This is a genomic window from Limisphaera sp. 4302-co, from assembly GCF_049537155.1.
Classification (GTDB): domain Bacteria; phylum Verrucomicrobiota; class Verrucomicrobiia; order Limisphaerales; family Limisphaeraceae; genus Limisphaera.
On sequence record NZ_JBMVQZ010000011.1, the window covers coordinates 76,822 to 95,065 of the forward strand.

Below are 18,244 nucleotides of genomic sequence, written 5' to 3' on the forward strand. Positions count from 1 at the left end.
CGGCGGTTGCGAGGCGGAACCGATGGAGGGGCGCTTCCCGGAGCCGCCCCTTGAGACGAGAAAGAAAACGGGAGATACGAATATGATGCTGGCGAACATCCTGGTGGAATACTTCGAGAAGGGTGGATGGATCATGTGGCCCATCCTGGTCACCGCCATTGTGGCTGTGGCCGTGGTGGGCGAGCGCACGTTTTGGTGGATCCGCGAAGGATTCCGCCGGGAGCCTGAGAAGCTGGAACAAATCTTCGCCGCGATCGAGAACGGCGACTTCCGCGGTGCCGCCCAATTGTCACGAGATTCGAGCGATCCGGTGATCCGGATGATCTGGCACGGACTGAACCATCATCATTCCTCGCTGCAGGGGGCGCTGCAGGTGGCGGCCGGAGCCGAACTTCAGCGGGCGGGCCGGTTTTTGACCGTGATGGACACGATGGTGACGCTGGCTCCGTTGTTGGGGTTGTTGGGCACCGTGTCGGGCATTTTCCGAACCTTCCTGTCGATTGGCGACGTGGAACTGGCGGTGGAAAAGGTGACCGGGGGCATCGGCGAGGCGTTGATCGCGACCATGTGCGGTCTGGCCATCGCCATCATCTGTCTGATTCCCTTCAACTACTTCACCAGCAAGGTCAGCCGGCTTCAATTCGAGCTGGAATCGGCCGCGACCAACCTCGAAATCATGGTGGCTGCGGCCAAAAAGCGCGGTTTCGATACGATCGAGTTTCACGAGGAAGCGGCCCGGGAGAAGACCACCTGATGCGGCCTCCCGGCCGGCGCCGGGCAGAATCACAACCTGAGAACGGACGGACCCGTCATGAGAATCGGCTCACCATTGCCGCACAAGAAGGCGCGGATCGAGATCATCCCGCTCATTGACATCATGTTTTTCCTGCTGGCTTCGTTCATGATGGCCAGCCTGACGATGATCCGTCTCCAATCCATCAAGATGGACCTGCCCACGGCCACCGCTGCCACCCGTGATTTCAAGCCGGACATCATCAACATTGCCGTGGACAAGCTGGGCGACGTCTACATCGAGAAACAGCGGGTCACCCTTTCCGAACTGCGCCTTTACCTCTCGAACAAATACCGCATCAACACCAACGTCCCGGTGTACATCAGCGGTGACAAGGACGCCACCCACGGCGCGGTGATTCGCGTGTTGGACATCGTGCGACGGGAGGGGATTCAGAAGGTGTCCTTTGCGATCTCTCCGCAGAGCAGCGGCGAGGGAGGGAATTGACCCGTCGGCCGCGAAACCGACTTCGATCTTCGGGGCACAGTCCGGTGTGGGTGAAGGAGGTCGGTGTGGACCTGCAGGTTCCGGGCTCTTTCCAGCCCCTCATCCGGATGCGGCTCCAAACGGATCCTTCCCGGCGAGGGCGAGAACTGCAACCACCGCTGTTGGCAGGAGTGGTTGGGGCGGGGCATGCGGACCGGTCGGATCGGTTGAATCTTCGGGTGCCGCGGCGCATCCGGGGCTGGACTCAGCGCCGGGGCGGTGAGGGGGCGTTGGTGGCGGCTGCGGCCAGTGCCTCCTGCTGGGCGTTCCACTTCTGAACGAGATCGTTGAACTGCTGGACCAGATCGTTGTACTTGGCGACGATGGCGTTGCGCTCCTCGGCGAGCTTTTTCATTTCCTCGTTCTGCTGGGTGATGATTTGGTTCTGGCGTTCAATGTTCTCGTTGGCCTGGGTGAGCGCCTCCTTGTAAACGTCCACCTGCTGCTTCAGCTGCTCGTTTTCCCGCAGGGCCTTGTCGAGTTCTTTGTCGAGCCGGCTCAGCTCGGCCATGTTGGTTTGGATGGTGGCGGTCAACTGCTTGCGGATGGCCTCGAGTCTGTCCACTTCCTCCTGGGTGCGCTTGACCAGACCGTTGAGGTTCTGGATGGCCTCCTTCTGGTCCTGGACCTCGTCCGTCAGCGCCTGCAAGCGCTGGCGCAGTCGAACCTCCCGGTTCCATTGAAACGCCACCAGACCGCACAGGGCCAGGGCAAACACCATCAAGAGCGTCGTCAAAAATGATTTCATAGATTGAGTGCGTCCTTTTGTGGGACGGCTGCCAAGCGAACGGAGGATTACAGGCTTTGCACGCGGAGTCAAAGCCGGAGAACGGTCTTTTCCGGCCGCCCACCCGGCGCGAGGTGCCGCCGGGCGGACCCAGCCGGGCAGACGCAGGGGAAGGTGCGGGATACCGGACCGTGGACGCACGGCCGGGCCGTCAGGTTTGTCGGGGTTCCGGCCGGCCCCGGGTCATGGGAGGTGGGAAAGCGACATGCGGCCGGGCCAGCAGGTGGGGCCGGGTGCGACCGGGGTGTGCCCTGGTCATTCGCTCGAGAGTCCTTGCCGATGAAGTTCAGCCACGCATTCGACGTGTTGGGTCTGAGGGAACATGTCCAGCGGGGTGACGCGCACCAGGTGGTAGGAGCCGTCGTCCCGGAGGGCTTTCAGGTCACGCGCCAGAGTGGCCGGATGACAGGAGACGTAAATCAGGGCGCGAGGGCGCGCCTGGAGCAGCATCTGCACGGCCTCGGGGGTCAGGCCCTTGCGTGGCGGGTCCACCAGGAAGACGGACTGGCCTGCGGGCATTTCTTGAAGGATTTGGGGCAGCCATTCTTCCACGCGCCCGGCCAGGAAGCTGCCGTTGGTGATGTTGCGCCGTCGGGCATTCTCACGGGCGGCCGTGACGGCGCGTCGATCGTATTCCACGCCGATGAACCGTTGGACGCAGCCGGCCAGTTCGAGTGCGAAGAAGCCCACCCCGCAGTACAGGTCCACCAGATAGCGGGCGCCGCTGCGGGTCACGGCCTCACGGACGGTCCGCACCAGTTCGGGGAGCAAATGGAAATTGTTTTGAAAAAACGAATCGGGTGGCACCACCCAGTCTGCTGGGGGAAGTCTGAGCACCACCTTGAGCCCGCTTTTGGGGGGCGGGTGGGCGCGGACGTGTTGCAGTTGCTCGTTGATTTCGGGTTCGGCGATCTTGCACTCCTGCACGTCCTCGACCAGGCCGCAGTCCCAACGCAGGAATCCCACGTTCATCCGTCGTTCCGGCTTGTTCCACTGGCTGCGAACCATGATGCGGTTGCGGTAGCCGTACGGGCGCGGACACGGAACGACCGGCTGGACCACAGACGGATCGATTCCTCCGATCCGCTGCAGCAGGTCGGTGACCTGTTTGTGTTTGACGCGCAGTTGGGCCTCGTAACGGAGATGTTGGTACTGGCACCCGCCGCAGCGGCCGTAATGCGCGCAGGCGGGGTCCACGCGGTCCGGCGAGGGTTCGAGGACCTGGAGCAGGCGTGCCCGCGCGTAGTGGGCCTTGCGTTCGGTGATTTCCACTTCCACCGTCTCGCCCACGGCCACAAAGGGAACGAACACCACAAATCCGTCGGCCCGGCCCACGCCTTCTCCGCCAAAGGCCAGGTCTTCGATTCGCAGGGTCAAGCGTTGCCCCACCTGGGGTTGTCCGACCTGAACGTCCACGGCATTCAAGGTATGCGTGCCGGCCACGGGGGCAATGCCTGCTGCAGAGGCCGCAGGCGCGGGTTCTGGCGGCCCGTGGCCCTTGGGTCCGGGCGAAGACCGGGGGAACGTCCGGCGGGGTGTTTCGTCCGGTATCGGGGGCCTGCCGGCGGGAGCCGGGGTTCAGCTCCAAACGGGGGGTTGGCCCGTGGCTGCCAGGACGCTCTTCCAAAGGGGTCCGGCCGGGTCCACCTGTTTCTTGCCGGAAACCGCCAGGGGAATGGGAACCAGAGTGAAGACCCCGTTCCAGATCCCCACCACAACGTTGGTCTTGCCGGCCATGCCGGCGTGCACGGCATGACGCGCCAGGGCGTCGCAGAAGATCGCGTCGTCACTGTTGGCCGGCACGCTCCGGATGAGGTAGCTGGGGTCGAAATACTTCACGTCCACAGGAATCCCGTTCCGGCGCATGTGTTGGATGATCCGATGCCTGAGAAAGGGCCCGATGTCGGGTGGTTTGGGGTTTCCGGAGGCGTCGGTTTCGGTGGGTTCGCCGGCCATCAATTCGCGGCCCACGCCTTCGGCCACCACCACGACTGCGTGGTGGCGGGCCATGAGCCGGCGGCGCAGCGTTTCGAGGAAGCCCCGGGGACCGTCGAGGACCAGCGGCACCTCCGGGATCAGTGTAAAATTGACCTCCTGACTGGCCAGGGTGGCCATGGCGGCAATGAATCCCGCGTCGCGGCCCATGACCTTGACGAGGCCGACGCCGTTGTAGGCGCTTTTGGCCTCGTTGTGTGCTGCGTCCAAGACCTCCCGGGCCTTGTCCACGGCTGTTTGCATGCCGAAGGTGCGCTGCACGTACATGACGTCGTTGTCGATGGTCTTGGGCACGCCCACCACGGCAATCTTCAGGCCGCGACGCAAGACTTCCTCTGCGATGGAGCGGGCTCCCCGGAGGGTGCCGTCGCCTCCCACGCAAAAGAGCAGGTCGATTCCGCGTTCGACCAGGAAATCCACCATGACCTCCACCGGCTGGGGCCCCCGGGAGGTGCCCAAGATGGTGCCGCCCTCCTCGTGGATGGTGTCCACCAGCTCGGGGGTCAGTCGCAGAGGAGGTTCGGCCACCGCCGGGTTCAACCCGGCGTAACCGTAGCGGAGTCCCAGAACCTCCGGCACACCGTAGTTGTAGTGGAGCTCGAGGAAGATGGACCGGATCACGTTGTTGAGGCCCGGGCAGAGTCCGCCACAGGTGACGATGGCCGCCCGGGTTCGGCGCGGATCGAAAAAGAGCCGTTCCCGCGGTCCGGCCTTTTCGAAGAATACATCGGGTTCGGTACCACAGGTCGGGTCGCAATCCACGCGGTAACGGACCCGGGCAGTTTCAGGAACGAACGGGGGAAAACCGGCCTCCGGCTGACGCCCCAGGCGAAGGGGCGAGGGAATCGTACACGGGCCCAAGGCGGGTACGACGGTGTCTTCAGACGCGAGCATCTTGCCTCCGGATTACTCCCGTGCCAACGCGCGGGTCAACCCCGCAGTCGTCCCGGGGCCATCCGGTTGTAGAGTGCGGGGAGTCTCCAGCGCCTCGGTGCGGCTTTCGTTCCCTGCGGGGGGACCGCGGTTGGCAGGTGTGCGCCGGGAGAGGAGTGTGGACGCGCCCGGCAGACGGGGGCCAGGCAGTTCGACCTGGCCGGGTTTGGTTCGTGTTTTGGCGAGAAAAAGTCGCAATCTGGTGTCGCGCCGGCAACCGACGTCGCTACCATTACGCCTGCGGCGAGGGCGGAACGCCCGCTGTGGGCGGGCAGGCGGGGCCGGGGACGAAACGCCGGCCGGGTCGGGCCGCGGCAGCGGTCGGGCCGCTCAGCGTCTGTTGACGAACGCGACAACGAGGTTAGCGAGAAAGGTTCGAGCCATGAAGAGTGTGCGGCAGACGGCACGGTGGTTGGCAGCCGGGTGGCGGGTTTCTGCGGGAACGATCTTGAGGAGAGGTTTTGCGGGTGGATCCGGCCGTGTGGGCTGGAATGGGAAGGCGCCCCTCGGGGCGGTGCTCGGGCTGGTCTGGGGATGGGCTTCCGGTGCATGTGCGGCTGAATGGTGGCCCGTGGCTGCACAATCCGTTCGTTGGGAGGCACAACCGTTTGAGCCCGGTCAGGTGCGGTTGCTCGACGGGCCGTTCCGTAGGGCGCAGGAACTGGACGCCCGCTGGTTGTTGCGGCTGGAACCGGACCGTTTGTTGGCGCCGTATCGGCGGGAGGCCGGTCTGCCGCTGAAAGCGCCCGTGTACGAGGGGTGGGAATCGCAGAGCATCTCCGGGCACAGCCTGGGACACTATCTCTCGGCTTGTGCGCGCATGTACCAGGCCCTGCAGGACCCGCAGTTCAAGCAGCGGGTGGACTACATCGTGGAGGAGTTGGCAACGTGTCAGAAGGCCCGCGGGGACGGCTTCGTGGGCGGCATGCCCGAAAGCCGGAGGATTTTCTCGGAAATCGCCCGGGGCGAGATCCGTTCAGGCGGTTTCGACCTCAACGGGTCATGGGTGCCCTGGTACAACCTGCACAAATTGTTTGCCGGCCTGTTGGACGCGCACGCGTATTGTACCAACGCACAGGCGTTGGAAATTGCCGCCCGGTTGGGAGACTGGGTCCACGAGGTCACCAAGAACCTCGATGAAGACCGGTGGCAACGAATGCTGGCCTGCGAACACGGCGGCATGAACGAGGTACTGGCCGAACTGGCCGCCCGAACCGGCAAACCGCTCTACCTGGATCTGGCTCTCAAATTCTACCATCGCGCCGTTCTGGACCCCCTGGCCGAAGGGCGCGACGAGCTGGCCGGCAAGCACGCCAACACCCAGATCCCCAAAATGATCGGGGCGGCGCGGATCTTCGAGCTGACGGGTGAACCCCGGTTTGCGGCCATCGCCAGCAATTTCTTCCACATCGTCTTGAGGAGTCATACCTACGCCACCGGCGGCAACAGCGAGGGCGAGCATTTCGGGCCGCCGGGCCGGTTGAGCCGGCGCTTGGGGGACAACACGACCGAGACCTGCAACACCTACAACATGCTCAAGCTGGCCCGGGCGCTCTATCGCTGGCATCCCGATGGCTCGCTGGGCGACTACTACGAGCGCGCCCTCTGGAATCACATCCTGGCTTCGCAGAACCCCGAGAACGGCCGGGTGCTTTATTTCCTCCCGCTGCGACCCGGGGCGGTGAAACAGTTCATGGACGATCATGCATTCACCTGCTGCAGCGGCACCGGGATGGAAAACCATGCGCGTTACAACGAGAACATCTATTTTCACGGGCCGGGCGCCTTGTGGGTGGACCAGTTCATCGCGTCGGAACTGCGGTGGCCCGAGCAGGGGCTGCGGCTGCGCATGCACACCCATTTTCCCGAGGTACCGGAGGTCCGACTACAGTTCTTCCCGGACCAACCCGTGCATTTGACGCTCCACATTCGGCACCCGTTCTGGGCCACCAACGGGTTCGAAGTGGAACTCAACGGCCGCCCTCTCGACGTGGTGAGCCGGCCGGGTGACTATGCGCGGATCGAACGCGACTGGCATCGGGACGATGTGCTGGTGGTGCGCATGCCGATGAGTCTGCGGTTGGAGCCGATGCCCGACAACCCGCGCCGGGTGGCCATCTTTTACGGTCCGATCCTGCTGGCCGGGCAGGTGGGCGCACCCGGATCGGAGGACCCGGTTCCCGTCCTGGTCACGGAGGATCGTCCCGTGAACGAGTGGCTGGAGTCGGCCTGGGGCCGGCCTCTGGAATTCCGCACACGCATGGTGGGCCGGCCGGGGGACGTCTGGCTCAAGCCGTTCTACGCGGCTTACGACGTTCGGCACGCGGTGTACTGGGACCTCTTCACCCAGGCGGAATGGGAAAAGCGTCAGGCCGAGTTCGAGGCCGAGCAGGCGCGGCTCCGGGAGCTCCGAGCCCGCACGGTGGACTGGTTCGCCATTGGGGAGATGCAGCCCGAGCGCGACCACAATGTGCGGGGTCAAAAGAGCGCGCCGGGTGAATTCAACGGTCGCAAGTTCCGGCATGCTTGGGACGGTGGTTGGTTTGCATTCGACGTGGCCGTCCCGCCGGACGCACCGGCCGATCTGATCGTCACCTATTGGGGCAGCGAAACGGGCAACCGGACCTTCGACGTGCTGGTGGAGGGCGAACGGATCGACACCACCCGACTGCACATGGACCGGCCGAACGAGTTCTGGGAGAAGGTGTATCCACTGCCCGAACGGCTGACGCGCGGGAAACAGCGTGTGGAGGTTCGCTTCCAGGCCCATCCGGGCAATTATGCCGGCGGCGTGTTCGGCGTGCGCGTGGTTCGGCGTCAGACCCAGCCGTAGCGTCCGGGGCGGGGCTGCGTGGAATTGGTTACCGTCCCGTGCGTGTTGCCGGTCGTAGATACATTGCGACGGGGCAGAGTGTGTGCCGACCCTGGCCCGTGCGAAGCTCAGCCTTGGCGAAGCAGCTCGAGCATGGCGCGGTCCAAGGCGTGACCCCGAAACGACTCATAGGTCACGTCCGCCCGCTGACTGTCCAGGATGCCGAACGAGCCGCGCAGGTTCCACAGTGCCCAACCCCAACCGGCCTCCCTCCAAAGCTGGAGGCAATCGCGCATCCACGCCAGCACCACCTTGTGCGGGGTCTGGTTGTGGGCGCCCCACTCTCCCACGTGGACACCCACCCCGCGGGCCTGCAGCTTCAGCCACGGTTCGATTCGTTCACGCCGCAGGGTCTCCCGGTCCACCACGCGTTCACCGCGTTTCAAGGGCCAGGTGGGCTCCGGCCATTGGTCCGAGCCGGGGATCCATCCCGCGCGGTAGTGGGAGATTTCCATGGGATCATAACCGCGGGTGCTCTGGGCCACCTGCAGGTCCACCAAGCCGGGTACGGGATCGCGTCCCCAGCGCAGGCCGTCTGCGACGATGAGGCGCCCGGGGTCTTCGCTCCGGATGGCCGCCACCAGATGGCGGACCACTCGAACGTAGGTGGCTTCCGGGATGTCTGGCGGCTCGTTGAGCAGGTCGAAACTGAGGAAGCGGTTGGGAATTCCTTTGAAACGCCGGGCCAATTGCGCCCAATGAAACGCGCAGAGGTCCAGCGCCTGCGGATCCGTCCACAGGTCCCACGGTTCCCTGGGCGGATTGACGCAGTAACCGGGTGCCCGATGCAGGTTCAGGTTGACGTGGACGCCGTACTGCCGGCCCCATGCCACGGCCTGATCCACGTGCGCCAGTTGCGCCTCGTCCAACTTGCGCGGTTCCTCCACGGCTGACCAGCACCGGTACGACATCGGCAGGCGCACGAAGTTGAAGCCCCACCCGGCGATCCATTCGAAATCGGACTCGCGGAAGGGCGGGTTGCCACCCGGGCGGGCAACGAACTTTTCCAACAGATTGAACCCGCGCCAGCGTGGGAGTCGGGCCGGATCGGGCTCCTCCAGGCCGGTGGAGGTCTGACGGGCAGACGCATGGGTGTTGGGAGTCTCGGCGGCAAGGGCAGAGGACCAAGGCCCGCCGGCAAGGGCCACCAATGACCGGCTGAGGAACGTGCGGCGGCTGATCATGGTCTTTTCGGCTTCGACGTGCCCGCCCGTCACTTCCTTCAACGCCCAATCAACTGGCGCACCTTGGCGAGCAATTGATGGGTGGGAAAGGGTTTGGCCAAAAAACCATCCGGTTGCACCGGGCTGCCGGCATAAACCGCCTCGTTCACCGTTCCGCTGATCAGGAGGATCTTCAGCTCCGGCGCCACCGCCCGGCATTGCTCGATCAGCTCCATGCCGTTCATGTTGTGCATGGCATAGTCGGTGATCATCAGGGCTGCTCGATTCGGTTCGGCCCGCACGGCTTCCAACGCCCGCACCGGATCGTCGAAGGTGATCACCTCGTATCCGTGCGGGGCCAGGACCATGGCGATCAGCTCCAGGATCATCACCTCGTCGTCCACGGCCAAGACGACAGGGCGCCCGTGGTCACCGTGGTCATTCTGCGGAGTGCGGCTGGAGGCAGGCGAGCTCATGCACACTTGTTGCCCGCAAACAGTAAATGCCGCCTTATGCCCGGGATGCAAGCCAGAATCCGCCTGCCCTGTGGCCTGCCGCCCAGCCGGAGAGGGATGATGCGGCACGGGCTGGGTCTGCCTGTGGATCACCCCTGACGAACGGGGGAAACCCGGCAAACTTTCCATACCCTGGCTGATGGATCGTATGCAGCAGGGGCCGCGGCCGGTCTACATCTGCCGGTTGTTGCGCAGCGTCATCCTCCGATGCTCCGCTTGGGTCCCTCACAGGTGGAGGGACCAAGGGAAACCTTCCCCAGCGGACGGCCCCGGATCCCACGGACCATTTCCTCCCCCTTCGGCACAGTGGACCCAGCCGTGCGAGGCAGTCTTGACAGAAACGGTGCATGCTTTCATAAGGAGTGGTGCAATGGTACCCGTCGGCAGCCAAACCCGACGTGCTGCGCGGCTCCGGAGACCTGACCTGTGCCCTTTCCCGGGTACGGCAACGGCTTGCGGGGACGCTCGAACCGGCGGGAAACGGTACAACTCCAGTTGGAAAACCTCTGCGGAATCCGTCCGTCACATTCCAACCCGACGAACCTGTTATGAAACTGCTCCGTACCCTCCTGTTGTGCGGTGCCCTGACCGTTCCCCGGCTCTGGGGCGCCAACATTGCCTGGATCAGCTTCCACCCGGCGGATGACTCGCCTTCTGCCGCGGCGGCGGCCCTCGGCTTCACCAACGCGCCGGACGCGCCTTACACCCAATTATTGCGGGCCAACGGCCACACGGTGACGCGGGTGGTGACCTTCGACAACGCCACGCCCGAAAACGTGGGATTCCTGAACCAGTACGATCTGGTGATCATCAGCCGGTCTGTTCCCAGCGGGCATTATGAGACCGCCACCGAGAACGCAGCCTGGCACGGACTGCGCGTGCCGGTGATGATCCTGGGCGGGTACGTCCTGCGCAACAACCGCCTGGGGTTCACCACCGGAACCACCATTCCGGACACCGCCAGTTACGACCTCCGGTTGCGGGTGCTGCAGCCGAATCATCCCATCTTCAACGGGATCAATCTGGACGCCAATAACGTCACCGTGGACCCCTACGCGACCATCATGGAATGGAACGGGGTCGTGCAGCGGGGCATTTCGGTGAACACCGACCCCGTCGCCGGCAACGGCACCGTGTTGGCCGTGGTGGGGACGGAAGGCGACCCGGCCTTTGGCGGGATGATCATCGGTGAATGGCAAGAGGGCGCCGTAATGGCCGGAGCCGGAAACGCGAGGCTGGCCGGGCCGCGAATGGTCTTCCTGACCGGCAGCCGGGAAGCCTCCGGTCAGACTTCCGAGATTGCCGGTATGTACGACCTTATCGGCATCGGCCCCCAGTTGTTTCTCAAAGCGGTGAACTACATGGCTGCCAAAGCCCCGCCTCCTCTGCCGGACCTGGCCGTCGTCAGCACCACCGTGGCCGATGTGACGGCGACCGAAGGAGCCCTACAGTCCTTCCGGTTCGTGGTGACCAATCGGGCGTTGGAAAATGCTCTGCTCGGTCCCGGGAGCTACCAGTGGTTCATCAACGACAGCGTCGTGACCAATGCCACGGGCAGCGACTTCTCCTTCATTCCCAGCGCCGCCCAGAGCGGCATGAAGATCTATTGTCGTGCATCGGTCGGCGATGCTTCTGTGTACAGCCCCACAGGGACGGTCACGGTGGTGGCGCCCTTGGAAGTGACGGGCTACCTCAAGTGGGAATACTATCCAGGCCGGACGCTTACGGATCTGCGGTCCGGTAACCATGGTCGCCCGACCACGATTCGCGCCATCGAGGCCTTCGATGCCCCGGCCAATTACGCCGACAACTATGCCAGCCGGGTCAGTGGCCTGTTCGTCCCGCCGGTGACCGGCAATTACGTTTTCTGGATCGCTGCTGACGACGATGCGGATCTGTATTTGGGCACCAATGCCAGTCCGGCCAGCAAACGGTTGATCGCCCAGCAGGAGGGCTGGTCGGGTCGGAACAACTGGCTGACCCACGGCGGGGGTGGTGGTCCCCTGGCTTCCACGCAGAAGCGCTCGGATCTGTGGACACCGGACAATGGTATGACCCAGCCGTACGCCCTTGGGATTCCACTGGTGGCGGGGCAGAAGTACTGGATCGAGGCCGTCCACCGCGAAGGCGGCGGTGGGGACAACCTGGGTGTTTACTTCCTGACCACGGACAGCCAGGAGTACCTGGGTGGCGGTCCGTTGGACGGGACGCCTTCGAATCTGACCAACGGTCTGATCCGGCTGCTCACCTGGCAACCGACCACCCTGACCATTGTGGAACAGCCGCAGTCGGTGACGCAGTGGGAAGGTTTGGACGTGACGTTCCGGGTAAGGGTGCAGACCGACTCGGAACTGACGCCTGTCTACCAGTGGCAGCGGAACGGGGTGGACCTGCCGGGTCGGAACTCGGACACCCTGAGCTTCGTGGCCACCATGGCTGACAATGGGGCCACCTACCGGTGCGTGGTGAGTATCCCCGGAACGGGCCTTACTGTAACCAGTGACCAGGCCACGTTGACGGTGCAACAGTCGGTCTTCATCCCGGGCATCGTCCGCCGCGAGGTGTGGGGCCCGAACAACAGCAGCGTCACCCGCGTGCAGGTGGAGAACAACCAGGCCGGTCCACCGAACATCCGGGAGTTCATCACCGCGATGGACGTGACCGACTGGGCGGACAACTACGTGCAACGGTTGAGCACGTGGTTTGTGCCGCCGACGACCGGGCGGTACGTGTTCTACCTCTCGTCGGATGACGACTCCGACCTGTTCCTGAGCACCGACGAGAACGAGGCGAACAAGCGGTTGATCGCGCAGCAGAGCTCCTGGAACGGGACGCGTGCCTGGCAGTCGGGCAACAACGTGTCGCAGCGGAATTCGAGCACGTTTGTGGCCCCGGATGGCTCCATGCCGTGGGCCAGCGGCATTCCGCTGACGGCGGGTCAACGCTACTACATCGAAGTCGTTCAACACGAGGGTACGGGCGGCGACAACGTTGCGGTCTACTACACGTTGTTTGGCGAGCCGGCTCCTGCCGACGGTACGCCCTCGAACCTGCGGGGCGACGTGGTGGGTCTGAAGTTGCCGGCGCCGACCTCGCTGAGCATCACGCAACAACCGCAGAGCGTGACGGTGCGGGCGTGGCATCCGGCGGTGTTCACCGTCGGAATCCAAACCGACGCGTTGTATCCGGCCACCTACCAGTGGCGTCGCAACGGCCAGCCGATTGCCAACGCGACCACGACGGTTTACTCGTTCGTGGCCTCGACCAATGACAACGGGGCGCAGATTGACTGTGTGGTGACGTTGTCGCAATACGGCTCGGTGACCAGCCAGGTGGCGACGGTGACGGTGGCCACCGACACGGTGTTCGTGCCCGGCAAGCTCAAGGAAGAGTTCTTCCCGGGAGCCTCGTTCGACGCGGTGCTGTATGGCAACGTTGGGTACCCGGCGGAGGTCAACGAGTGGACGATCTTCGAGTCGAGGACCAACATGGCTGACAATTACACGCGTCGGGTCAGCGGGTTCTTCATTCCGCCGCAGACCGGCAACTACGTGTTCTTCCTGAGCTCGGACGATCAGAGTCGCTTGTACATCAGCACCAACAGCGATCAGCCTGCGGCGAAGGTGCTGGTGGCGGCGCAATCGGGCTGGAACGATGCGCGGATGTGGGTTTCCGGGACGGATGCGTTGCAGCGGCGTTCGGATCAGTTCACGCCGGACGGTGGGGTATCGTATCCGTACGGCATGGGCATTCACCTGGAAGCCGGCAAGCGTTACTACATCGAGGCGATTCATCGCGAGGGCAGCGGTGGGGACAACCTGGCGGTGACCTACAAACTGACCAGTGAGAACGATCCGGTGGACGGGGATGCGCCGCGGCTGACGGGGGATGTGATTGGGTACATGGCTGCGCCTGCGCCGGTGGAGCCGCCGGTGCTGACGGTGGTGCGGCAGGGTGACAACGTGGTGATCTCGTGGAGTCCTGCCGGAGGCCGGCTGGAGAGCAGTCCGGTGCTGGGTCCGGGTGCGACCTGGACGACCGAGACGACGGACAATCCGGCGGTGATCCCGATCACGGGCACGGCGAAGTACTTCCGCGTGGTGCGGTGAGGCCGGCGTGCGGGAGGGCCTGATCGGGCCCGTTTGAGGATCGAGAAAGGCTGCGGGGCCGGGTGCGCCGGCAAGGCGCATCCGGCCCCCGCCGTATCCGGACAGCCCGGGAGGTTCGACTCCGATGTTGCGAGAGGCGGCCATTTTGCTAGATTGGCGGTCCCTTGTGCCGGGACCACCGCCGCAACGGTGAGCCGCACAGGGAGGAACGGTCTTAAAAAGCCTGCGCGGTCGGTGCGCAGGGGGCCACAACCACATCGGTTTGAATCCCGGCCATACGGGATGGCCCACCGTGTTGCGGACCGGTGGGACGAAAGGGAAGAAGCATCGTGCTGAGCATTGGAATCAAGGAGCTGTTGGATGCCGGCGTGCATTTCGGGCATCAGACCCGCCGGTGGAACCCGAAGATGAAATCCTACATCTTCGATGCGCGCAACGGCATCCACATCATTGACCTGAGCAAAACCCTCACCCTTCTGGAAGACGCTTGCCGGTTCTTGCGCGATGTCGTGTTGCGCGGCGACAAAATCATCTTCGTGGGGACCAAGAAGCAGGCCCAGCAGGTGATCCGTGACACGGCCAGGGAATGCGGCCAGTTCTGGGTGACGGAACGTTGGCTGGGTGGCACGTTGACCAATTTTGTCACCATCCGACGTTCCATGGCGCGGCTGGACGAGCTGGAAAAGATGGAGACCAGTGGTGCCATCAACAACTACGTGAAACAGGAACAGTCGCGGCTTCGCCGGGAGGCCGCGCGGTTGCGGAAGTATTTCGAAGGCATCCGGGGCATGGACCGGTTGCCGGGCGCGGTGTTCGTCGTGGACACCAGGCGGGAGCACAACGCAGTGGCCGAGGCACGCAAAAAGAAGATCCCGGTGGTGGCCATTCTGGACACGAACTGTGACCCGGACGAGGTGGACTACCCCATTCCGGGCAACGACGATGCCATCCGGTCCATTCGCTTGATTCTCGGCGTGGTGGCCCGGACCATCCAACAGGCCCGGGCGGAGTTCGAGGCTGGGGAATCGCGCCGGGGCCAGCCGGCCCGCAGGGAGGAGCAAAAGCCGGCCGCCCCGGTGAACGAAACGGTGTCGGCACCGGAATCCACGCCGGCCTCGCCGCCCGCGGCGCCGGCCGCCCCTGCGATGGAGACGGCGCCGGCCGCGACAGAACCCGCGGCGCCGGTTGCCGGTACGCCTTCTCAGGAAAGCGGCGGCACGACTCCTGCCGCCTGAAGGCGGTCCTTTGGGCACGAGACAACCAGGGAACGATTCACGGGAGGTTTTTTATGGCTGAAATCACGGCTGCTCAGGTCGCCAAACTGCGGGAGATTACCAACGCCGGGATGATGGACTGCAAGCGCGCCCTTTTGGAGGCGCAGGGTGACATGGAAAAGGCGGTGGAGATCCTGCGCAAAAAGGGCGCGGCCACGGCCGCACACAAGGCTGCGCGGGAAGCCCGGGAGGGTGTCATCGTGGCCCATGTGTTGCCCGGGGCCCGCGCCGGCGTGCTGGTGGAGGTCAATTGCGAGACCGATTTCGTGGCGCGCAACGAGATGTTCCGCAACTTCGCCCAGGAGGTTGCGGCACGTCTGGCTGCGGATCCGAACGCGGATGTGGAAAGCCTGCGCCAGGATGCCGTAAGCCGCATTCGCGAGAACCTTCGGATCGCCCGCCATGCCCGACTGGAGGTTCAGGGCTGCGGCATGGTGGCGGCTTACATTCATACCGGCGCCCAGATCGGTGTGCTGGTCGAGGTCGGCGCGGGCCGCGAGGAAACGGTGGCCTCGGAGGGCTTTAAACAACTGGTGCGCGACATCACGCTGCAAATTGCCGCCTCTTCGCCCCTGGCCATTTCCCGGGATCAACTGCCCGAGGCGGTGGTGGCCAAGGAGCGGGAGATCGCTGCCGAACAGGTCAAGGGCAAACCGCCCGCTGTGATCCAGAAGATCGTGGACGGCAAGCTCGAGAAGTTTTATCAGACCGTCTGCCTCCTGGATCAGGGCTACGTAAAACAGAATTCCGAGATCAGCGTACGCGAGTACATTGAGCGGGTGAGCCGCGAGTTGAACGACACCATCCAAGTGCGGCGGTTCCTGCGCTTCCAGGTGGGCGAGACCACCTCGTGATTTGGCGGGTTCCGTCTGGGACTTCAGCCCTGCGGGTCGGCCACGGCCCGCGGGGCCTTCTTTTTCGCAAGGCCCTCCGACCGGGTCGCGGACCAAGGCCCGGGGGCGAGGGCGTGGCTCAGCAGGGCTGCATGGCAGACGTGCCGGCTGTTGCGGGTGGAGCGGCGGCGGCATGCTGGTCCAACCAGGCCCGCAGTTGTTCCCACGAACCGCCCGTCCGCCCGTCTCCTGCCTGGGAGTGGAGATGCCACGTTTGCCAGCCGAACGCCCGGGCCGGTTCGATGTCGTTGTCCAGGCGGTCACCCACCATGAGGGTCTCGGCCGGGCCGATCCCCAGACTTTCCAACCTTGTTGTGGCCCATTGGAACACGTGGGGATCCGGCTTGGCGAAGCCGTGTTCGAACGAGAAAAAGCACAGGTCGGTTCGGAAACAGTCCGGGGCCAGGCCCACCCGGCCCAGATGAACGTGCAACTCTTCCCGTGTGTAAGCCTGGGCGTTGGAGACGAGGCCCATCGCACATTTGCGGGCCCGGAGCATCCGCAACACCGGCGCGACACCCGGGTGGAGTTCGATGTGCCGGCCGATCTGCATTTGGTGGTAAATGAAGTGAGTCAACCCGGCAGCCGGCAGACGCCGCAACTGTGGCACCACCTCCAACACCACGGCCGGCCAGAGGATTTCCGGATACGGAATCCCGCGGGCCCGGGCGATTTCGTGTCGCCGGGCCACTGCCCGGCTGCAGGCGGCGGCAAAATGCAGACGATTCAACGGCGGTGGACTCGCCAGTGTCTCCTCAAACAAGCGCTGCCATTGCGCGTCGGCATCGGCCGGAGGCAGGCCCACCCGGAAGAGGGTCCCGTAGATGTCGAACAGCACGGCCCGCACTTTCATGATACCGGGGCCCAAAGAAGCGGGTGATGAAGCGCTTCTGCAAGGGTTTTCTCGAGCATTGCCTGCTGGGCAAGGCGTGCGGCATCCGGCTGCGCCGGTTCCGGGCGGCGGCGCAACAACCGGTGAAACCTGAGGGCGTAGGCGCCGGGGTGGGTCCAGCGATCCGCTCCGGCCGGCCAGGAGGTCACTTCCAGAGAACCGCGCGCCGTCCGGGCGCGCCACTCCGCCAACCACGGATTCAACGGCAGGCACGCCTCCCAGCTTTCTTCGATGGACCGGGTCAACACCTCGAGCTGTCCCGTCAAGGTCAGCTGACTGAACGCCACGTGAGGCGGAGCGGTTTCCCACCAGGGCTGCAGGGCCGGATGCCTGCGCAGAGAACGCGGCAGCAGCCGGCGCCAGCGGTCAAACGCCCGTTGCAGGCGCCGTTGTTCAGCCCGCCAGTCCAACCAGGCCGTGGGGATGCGGATGTCGGTGTACAACTGCGGGAAATGAAATCCCATGTGCTGCAGGTCCGGCACCACCGCGGGCAATGCCCGGGCGATCAGTGGCCGGCCGACCGCGGCGGCCTCCAGATAGGGCAGGCCGAACCCCTCCTGGACCGATGTCAGCAGAACCGCCTCAGAGGCGCGCATGAGGGTCAGCACGTCCGGTGCACGCGGGTCCGGGTCGGCCAGCGCTCCCAGCGCCAGCGGCCAGCCATGGCGGCGGGCGGCTTCAGCCAACGCCCGGGCGTAGGGAACCTCCTCTTCCGAGCTGGGCCCGCCCGTGGTGATGAGGCATGCCTCCGGACGAAGCCACCGCGTCAGCAAGAGGGCTTCGGCAAGGTTCTTCCGCCGCAGCAACCGGCACGGCACCACCCAGGCGACGCGTCCACCGGTCAGCGGATGTTCCCTCAGCCAGGACCGGGCGGCCCGGACGGTTGCCTTGGCTGGAGGGGCCTGCCGGGCCACGAGATTCGGCAACCAACCCACCCGCGATCCGAGGAATGCTCGCAGCAGCGTGAAGTCGCGCCGATTGATGGTGGCGTGCCGAACCTGCCGCCCCGTGGCGAACACGATCCCGGCCACTTCGGCCAGCGAGCGCACGCCATTCCTGCGCAACTCCTCCCACCGATGCCAGCGGTGTTCGAACCACCAGTCGTGATGATGAGCCACGAGTGCAAACCCCCGCGCCTCCGAGACACGCAGGATTTCCCGCAACATGGCCAGATTGCGGCCCAAGCCCGGGTTGTGCAGCCAGATGACGGCGCTGCCGTTTGGGAAAGGCCCCAGCAACGTTTCCAGAAACCGGCGGAGCCGGGCCCTGCGCCGGGCCGGGCTCATGCGCGTTTCCGCGACGTATCCCATGGCCGGGTCTGTGACCAGCCTGAACGGGACGTTGGGATGCTGTTTGCAGAGGGCCTCCCACCAGTCGGCCTCGGGCGGCTCGCCGCCCGCCAACGACACCGATTCCCAGCATCCGGCATCATGCGAAAGCAGCGCGTGGATCCCCAGCTCCACCACCCGGCGCACACCCCCGGGCCGGTAATGATAGTGAACCACCACCAGATGCATCGCTCCTGTGAGACT

The 18,244-nt window shown here is 64.7% G+C and carries 13 protein-coding genes; 6 read left to right on the forward strand and 7 right to left on the reverse strand.

Going from position 1 to position 18,244, the window contains the following annotated elements; translation table 11 throughout:
• Window positions 1–82 precede the first annotated feature (82 nt).
• Both ACPDIX_RS11710 and ACPDIX_RS11715 read left to right on the forward strand, forming a co-directional pair.
• Window positions 83–754, forward strand: coding sequence for a MotA/TolQ/ExbB proton channel family protein (locus tag ACPDIX_RS11710; protein ID WP_423431980.1), 672 nt, complete (start codon window positions 83–85; stop codon window positions 752–754).
• Window positions 755–811: 57 nt separating this feature from the next.
• Window positions 812–1,240, forward strand: coding sequence for an ExbD/TolR family protein (locus ACPDIX_RS11715; RefSeq protein ID WP_423431981.1), 429 nt, complete (start codon window positions 812–814; stop codon window positions 1,238–1,240).
• 244 nt (window positions 1,241–1,484) lie between these two features.
• On the opposite strand, the gene ACPDIX_RS11720 is transcribed toward ACPDIX_RS11715, so the two are convergent.
• The 3 genes from ACPDIX_RS11720 to ACPDIX_RS11730 form a co-directional block, all read right to left on the reverse strand.
• A complete protein-coding gene (locus tag ACPDIX_RS11720) occupies window positions 1,485–2,027 on the reverse strand; it encodes a hypothetical protein (RefSeq protein ID WP_423431982.1) in 543 nt (180 codons plus the stop codon).
• 294 nt (window positions 2,028–2,321) lie between these two features.
• A complete protein-coding gene (locus ACPDIX_RS11725; RefSeq protein ID WP_423431983.1) occupies window positions 2,322–3,509 on the reverse strand; it encodes a class I SAM-dependent RNA methyltransferase in 1,188 nt (395 codons plus the stop codon).
• A gap of 135 nt (window positions 3,510–3,644) precedes the next feature.
• Window positions 3,645–4,955, reverse strand: a complete 1,311-nt coding sequence (locus tag ACPDIX_RS11730) for an ATP-dependent 6-phosphofructokinase (RefSeq protein WP_423431984.1) — start codon at window positions 4,953–4,955, stop codon at window positions 3,645–3,647.
• 610 nt (window positions 4,956–5,565) lie between these two features.
• Between ACPDIX_RS11730 and ACPDIX_RS11735 the strand changes: the two genes are divergently transcribed.
• Entirely contained in the window at window positions 5,566–7,827 is a 2,262-nt protein-coding gene (locus ACPDIX_RS11735) for a beta-L-arabinofuranosidase domain-containing protein (protein WP_423431985.1), read from the forward strand.
• Window positions 7,828–7,934: 107 nt separating this feature from the next.
• Here the strand turns inward: ACPDIX_RS11735 and ACPDIX_RS11740 are convergent, their stop codons facing one another.
• Both ACPDIX_RS11740 and ACPDIX_RS11745 read right to left on the reverse strand, forming a co-directional pair.
• Window positions 7,935–9,083 (reverse strand): glycoside hydrolase family 5 protein, encoded by a 1,149-nt coding sequence (locus tag ACPDIX_RS11740; protein WP_423432035.1) that lies wholly within the window; start codon window positions 9,081–9,083, stop codon window positions 7,935–7,937.
• A 5-nt stretch (window positions 9,084–9,088) separates the two neighbouring features.
• A complete protein-coding gene (locus ACPDIX_RS11745) occupies window positions 9,089–9,505 on the reverse strand; it encodes a response regulator (protein WP_423431986.1) in 417 nt (138 codons plus the stop codon).
• Between the two features lie 587 nt (window positions 9,506–10,092).
• On the opposite strand from ACPDIX_RS11745, the gene ACPDIX_RS11750 reads away from it, so the two are divergent.
• From ACPDIX_RS11750 to tsf, 3 genes are all read left to right on the forward strand, one after another.
• Entirely contained in the window at window positions 10,093–13,653 is a 3,561-nt protein-coding gene (locus ACPDIX_RS11750) for a PA14 domain-containing protein (RefSeq protein ID WP_423431987.1), read from the forward strand.
• A gap of 329 nt (window positions 13,654–13,982) precedes the next feature.
• On the forward strand, window positions 13,983–14,888 hold the full coding sequence (gene rpsB, locus ACPDIX_RS11755) for a 30S ribosomal protein S2 (protein ID WP_423431988.1): 906 nt from the start codon (window positions 13,983–13,985) through the stop codon (window positions 14,886–14,888).
• Window positions 14,889–14,941: 53 nt separating this feature from the next.
• On the forward strand, window positions 14,942–15,781 hold the full coding sequence (gene tsf, locus ACPDIX_RS11760) for a translation elongation factor Ts (RefSeq protein WP_423431989.1): 840 nt from the start codon (window positions 14,942–14,944) through the stop codon (window positions 15,779–15,781).
• A gap of 118 nt (window positions 15,782–15,899) precedes the next feature.
• On the opposite strand, the gene ACPDIX_RS11765 is transcribed toward tsf, so the two are convergent.
• Both ACPDIX_RS11765 and ACPDIX_RS11770 read right to left on the reverse strand, forming a co-directional pair.
• Window positions 15,900–16,673: an HAD family hydrolase gene (locus ACPDIX_RS11765; protein WP_423431990.1), complete on the reverse strand. Its 774-nt coding sequence runs from the start codon at window positions 16,671–16,673 to the stop codon at window positions 15,900–15,902.
• Window positions 16,670–18,229: a hypothetical protein gene (locus ACPDIX_RS11770; protein ID WP_423431991.1), complete on the reverse strand. Its 1,560-nt coding sequence runs from the start codon at window positions 18,227–18,229 to the stop codon at window positions 16,670–16,672. Before ACPDIX_RS11770 ends, ACPDIX_RS11765 begins: the two co-directional genes overlap by 4 nt.
• Between the last annotated feature and the right edge of the window lie 15 nt (window positions 18,230–18,244).

Coding starts and splice junctions, on each gene's coding strand:
- ACPDIX_RS11710 (WP_423431980.1), top strand. CDS start 83: ATGATGCTGGCGAACATCCTGGTGGAATACTTCGAGAAGGGTGGATGG.
- ACPDIX_RS11715 (WP_423431981.1), top strand. CDS start 812: ATGAGAATCGGCTCACCATTGCCGCACAAGAAGGCGCGGATCGAGATC.
- ACPDIX_RS11720 (WP_423431982.1), bottom strand. CDS start 2,027: ATGAAATCATTTTTGACGACGCTCTTGATGGTGTTTGCCCTGGCCCTG.
- ACPDIX_RS11730 (WP_423431984.1), bottom strand. CDS start 4,955: ATGCTCGCGTCTGAAGACACCGTCGTACCCGCCTTGGGCCCGTGTACG.
- ACPDIX_RS11745 (WP_423431986.1), bottom strand. CDS start 9,505: ATGAGCTCGCCTGCCTCCAGCCGCACTCCGCAGAATGACCACGGTGAC.
- ACPDIX_RS11750 (WP_423431987.1), top strand. CDS start 10,093: ATGAAACTGCTCCGTACCCTCCTGTTGTGCGGTGCCCTGACCGTTCCC.
- tsf (WP_423431989.1), top strand. CDS start 14,942: ATGGCTGAAATCACGGCTGCTCAGGTCGCCAAACTGCGGGAGATTACC.
- ACPDIX_RS11765 (WP_423431990.1), bottom strand. CDS start 16,673: ATGAAAGTGCGGGCCGTGCTGTTCGACATCTACGGGACCCTCTTCCGG.
- ACPDIX_RS11770 (WP_423431991.1), bottom strand. CDS start 18,229: ATGCATCTGGTGGTGGTTCACTATCATTACCGGCCCGGGGGTGTGCGC.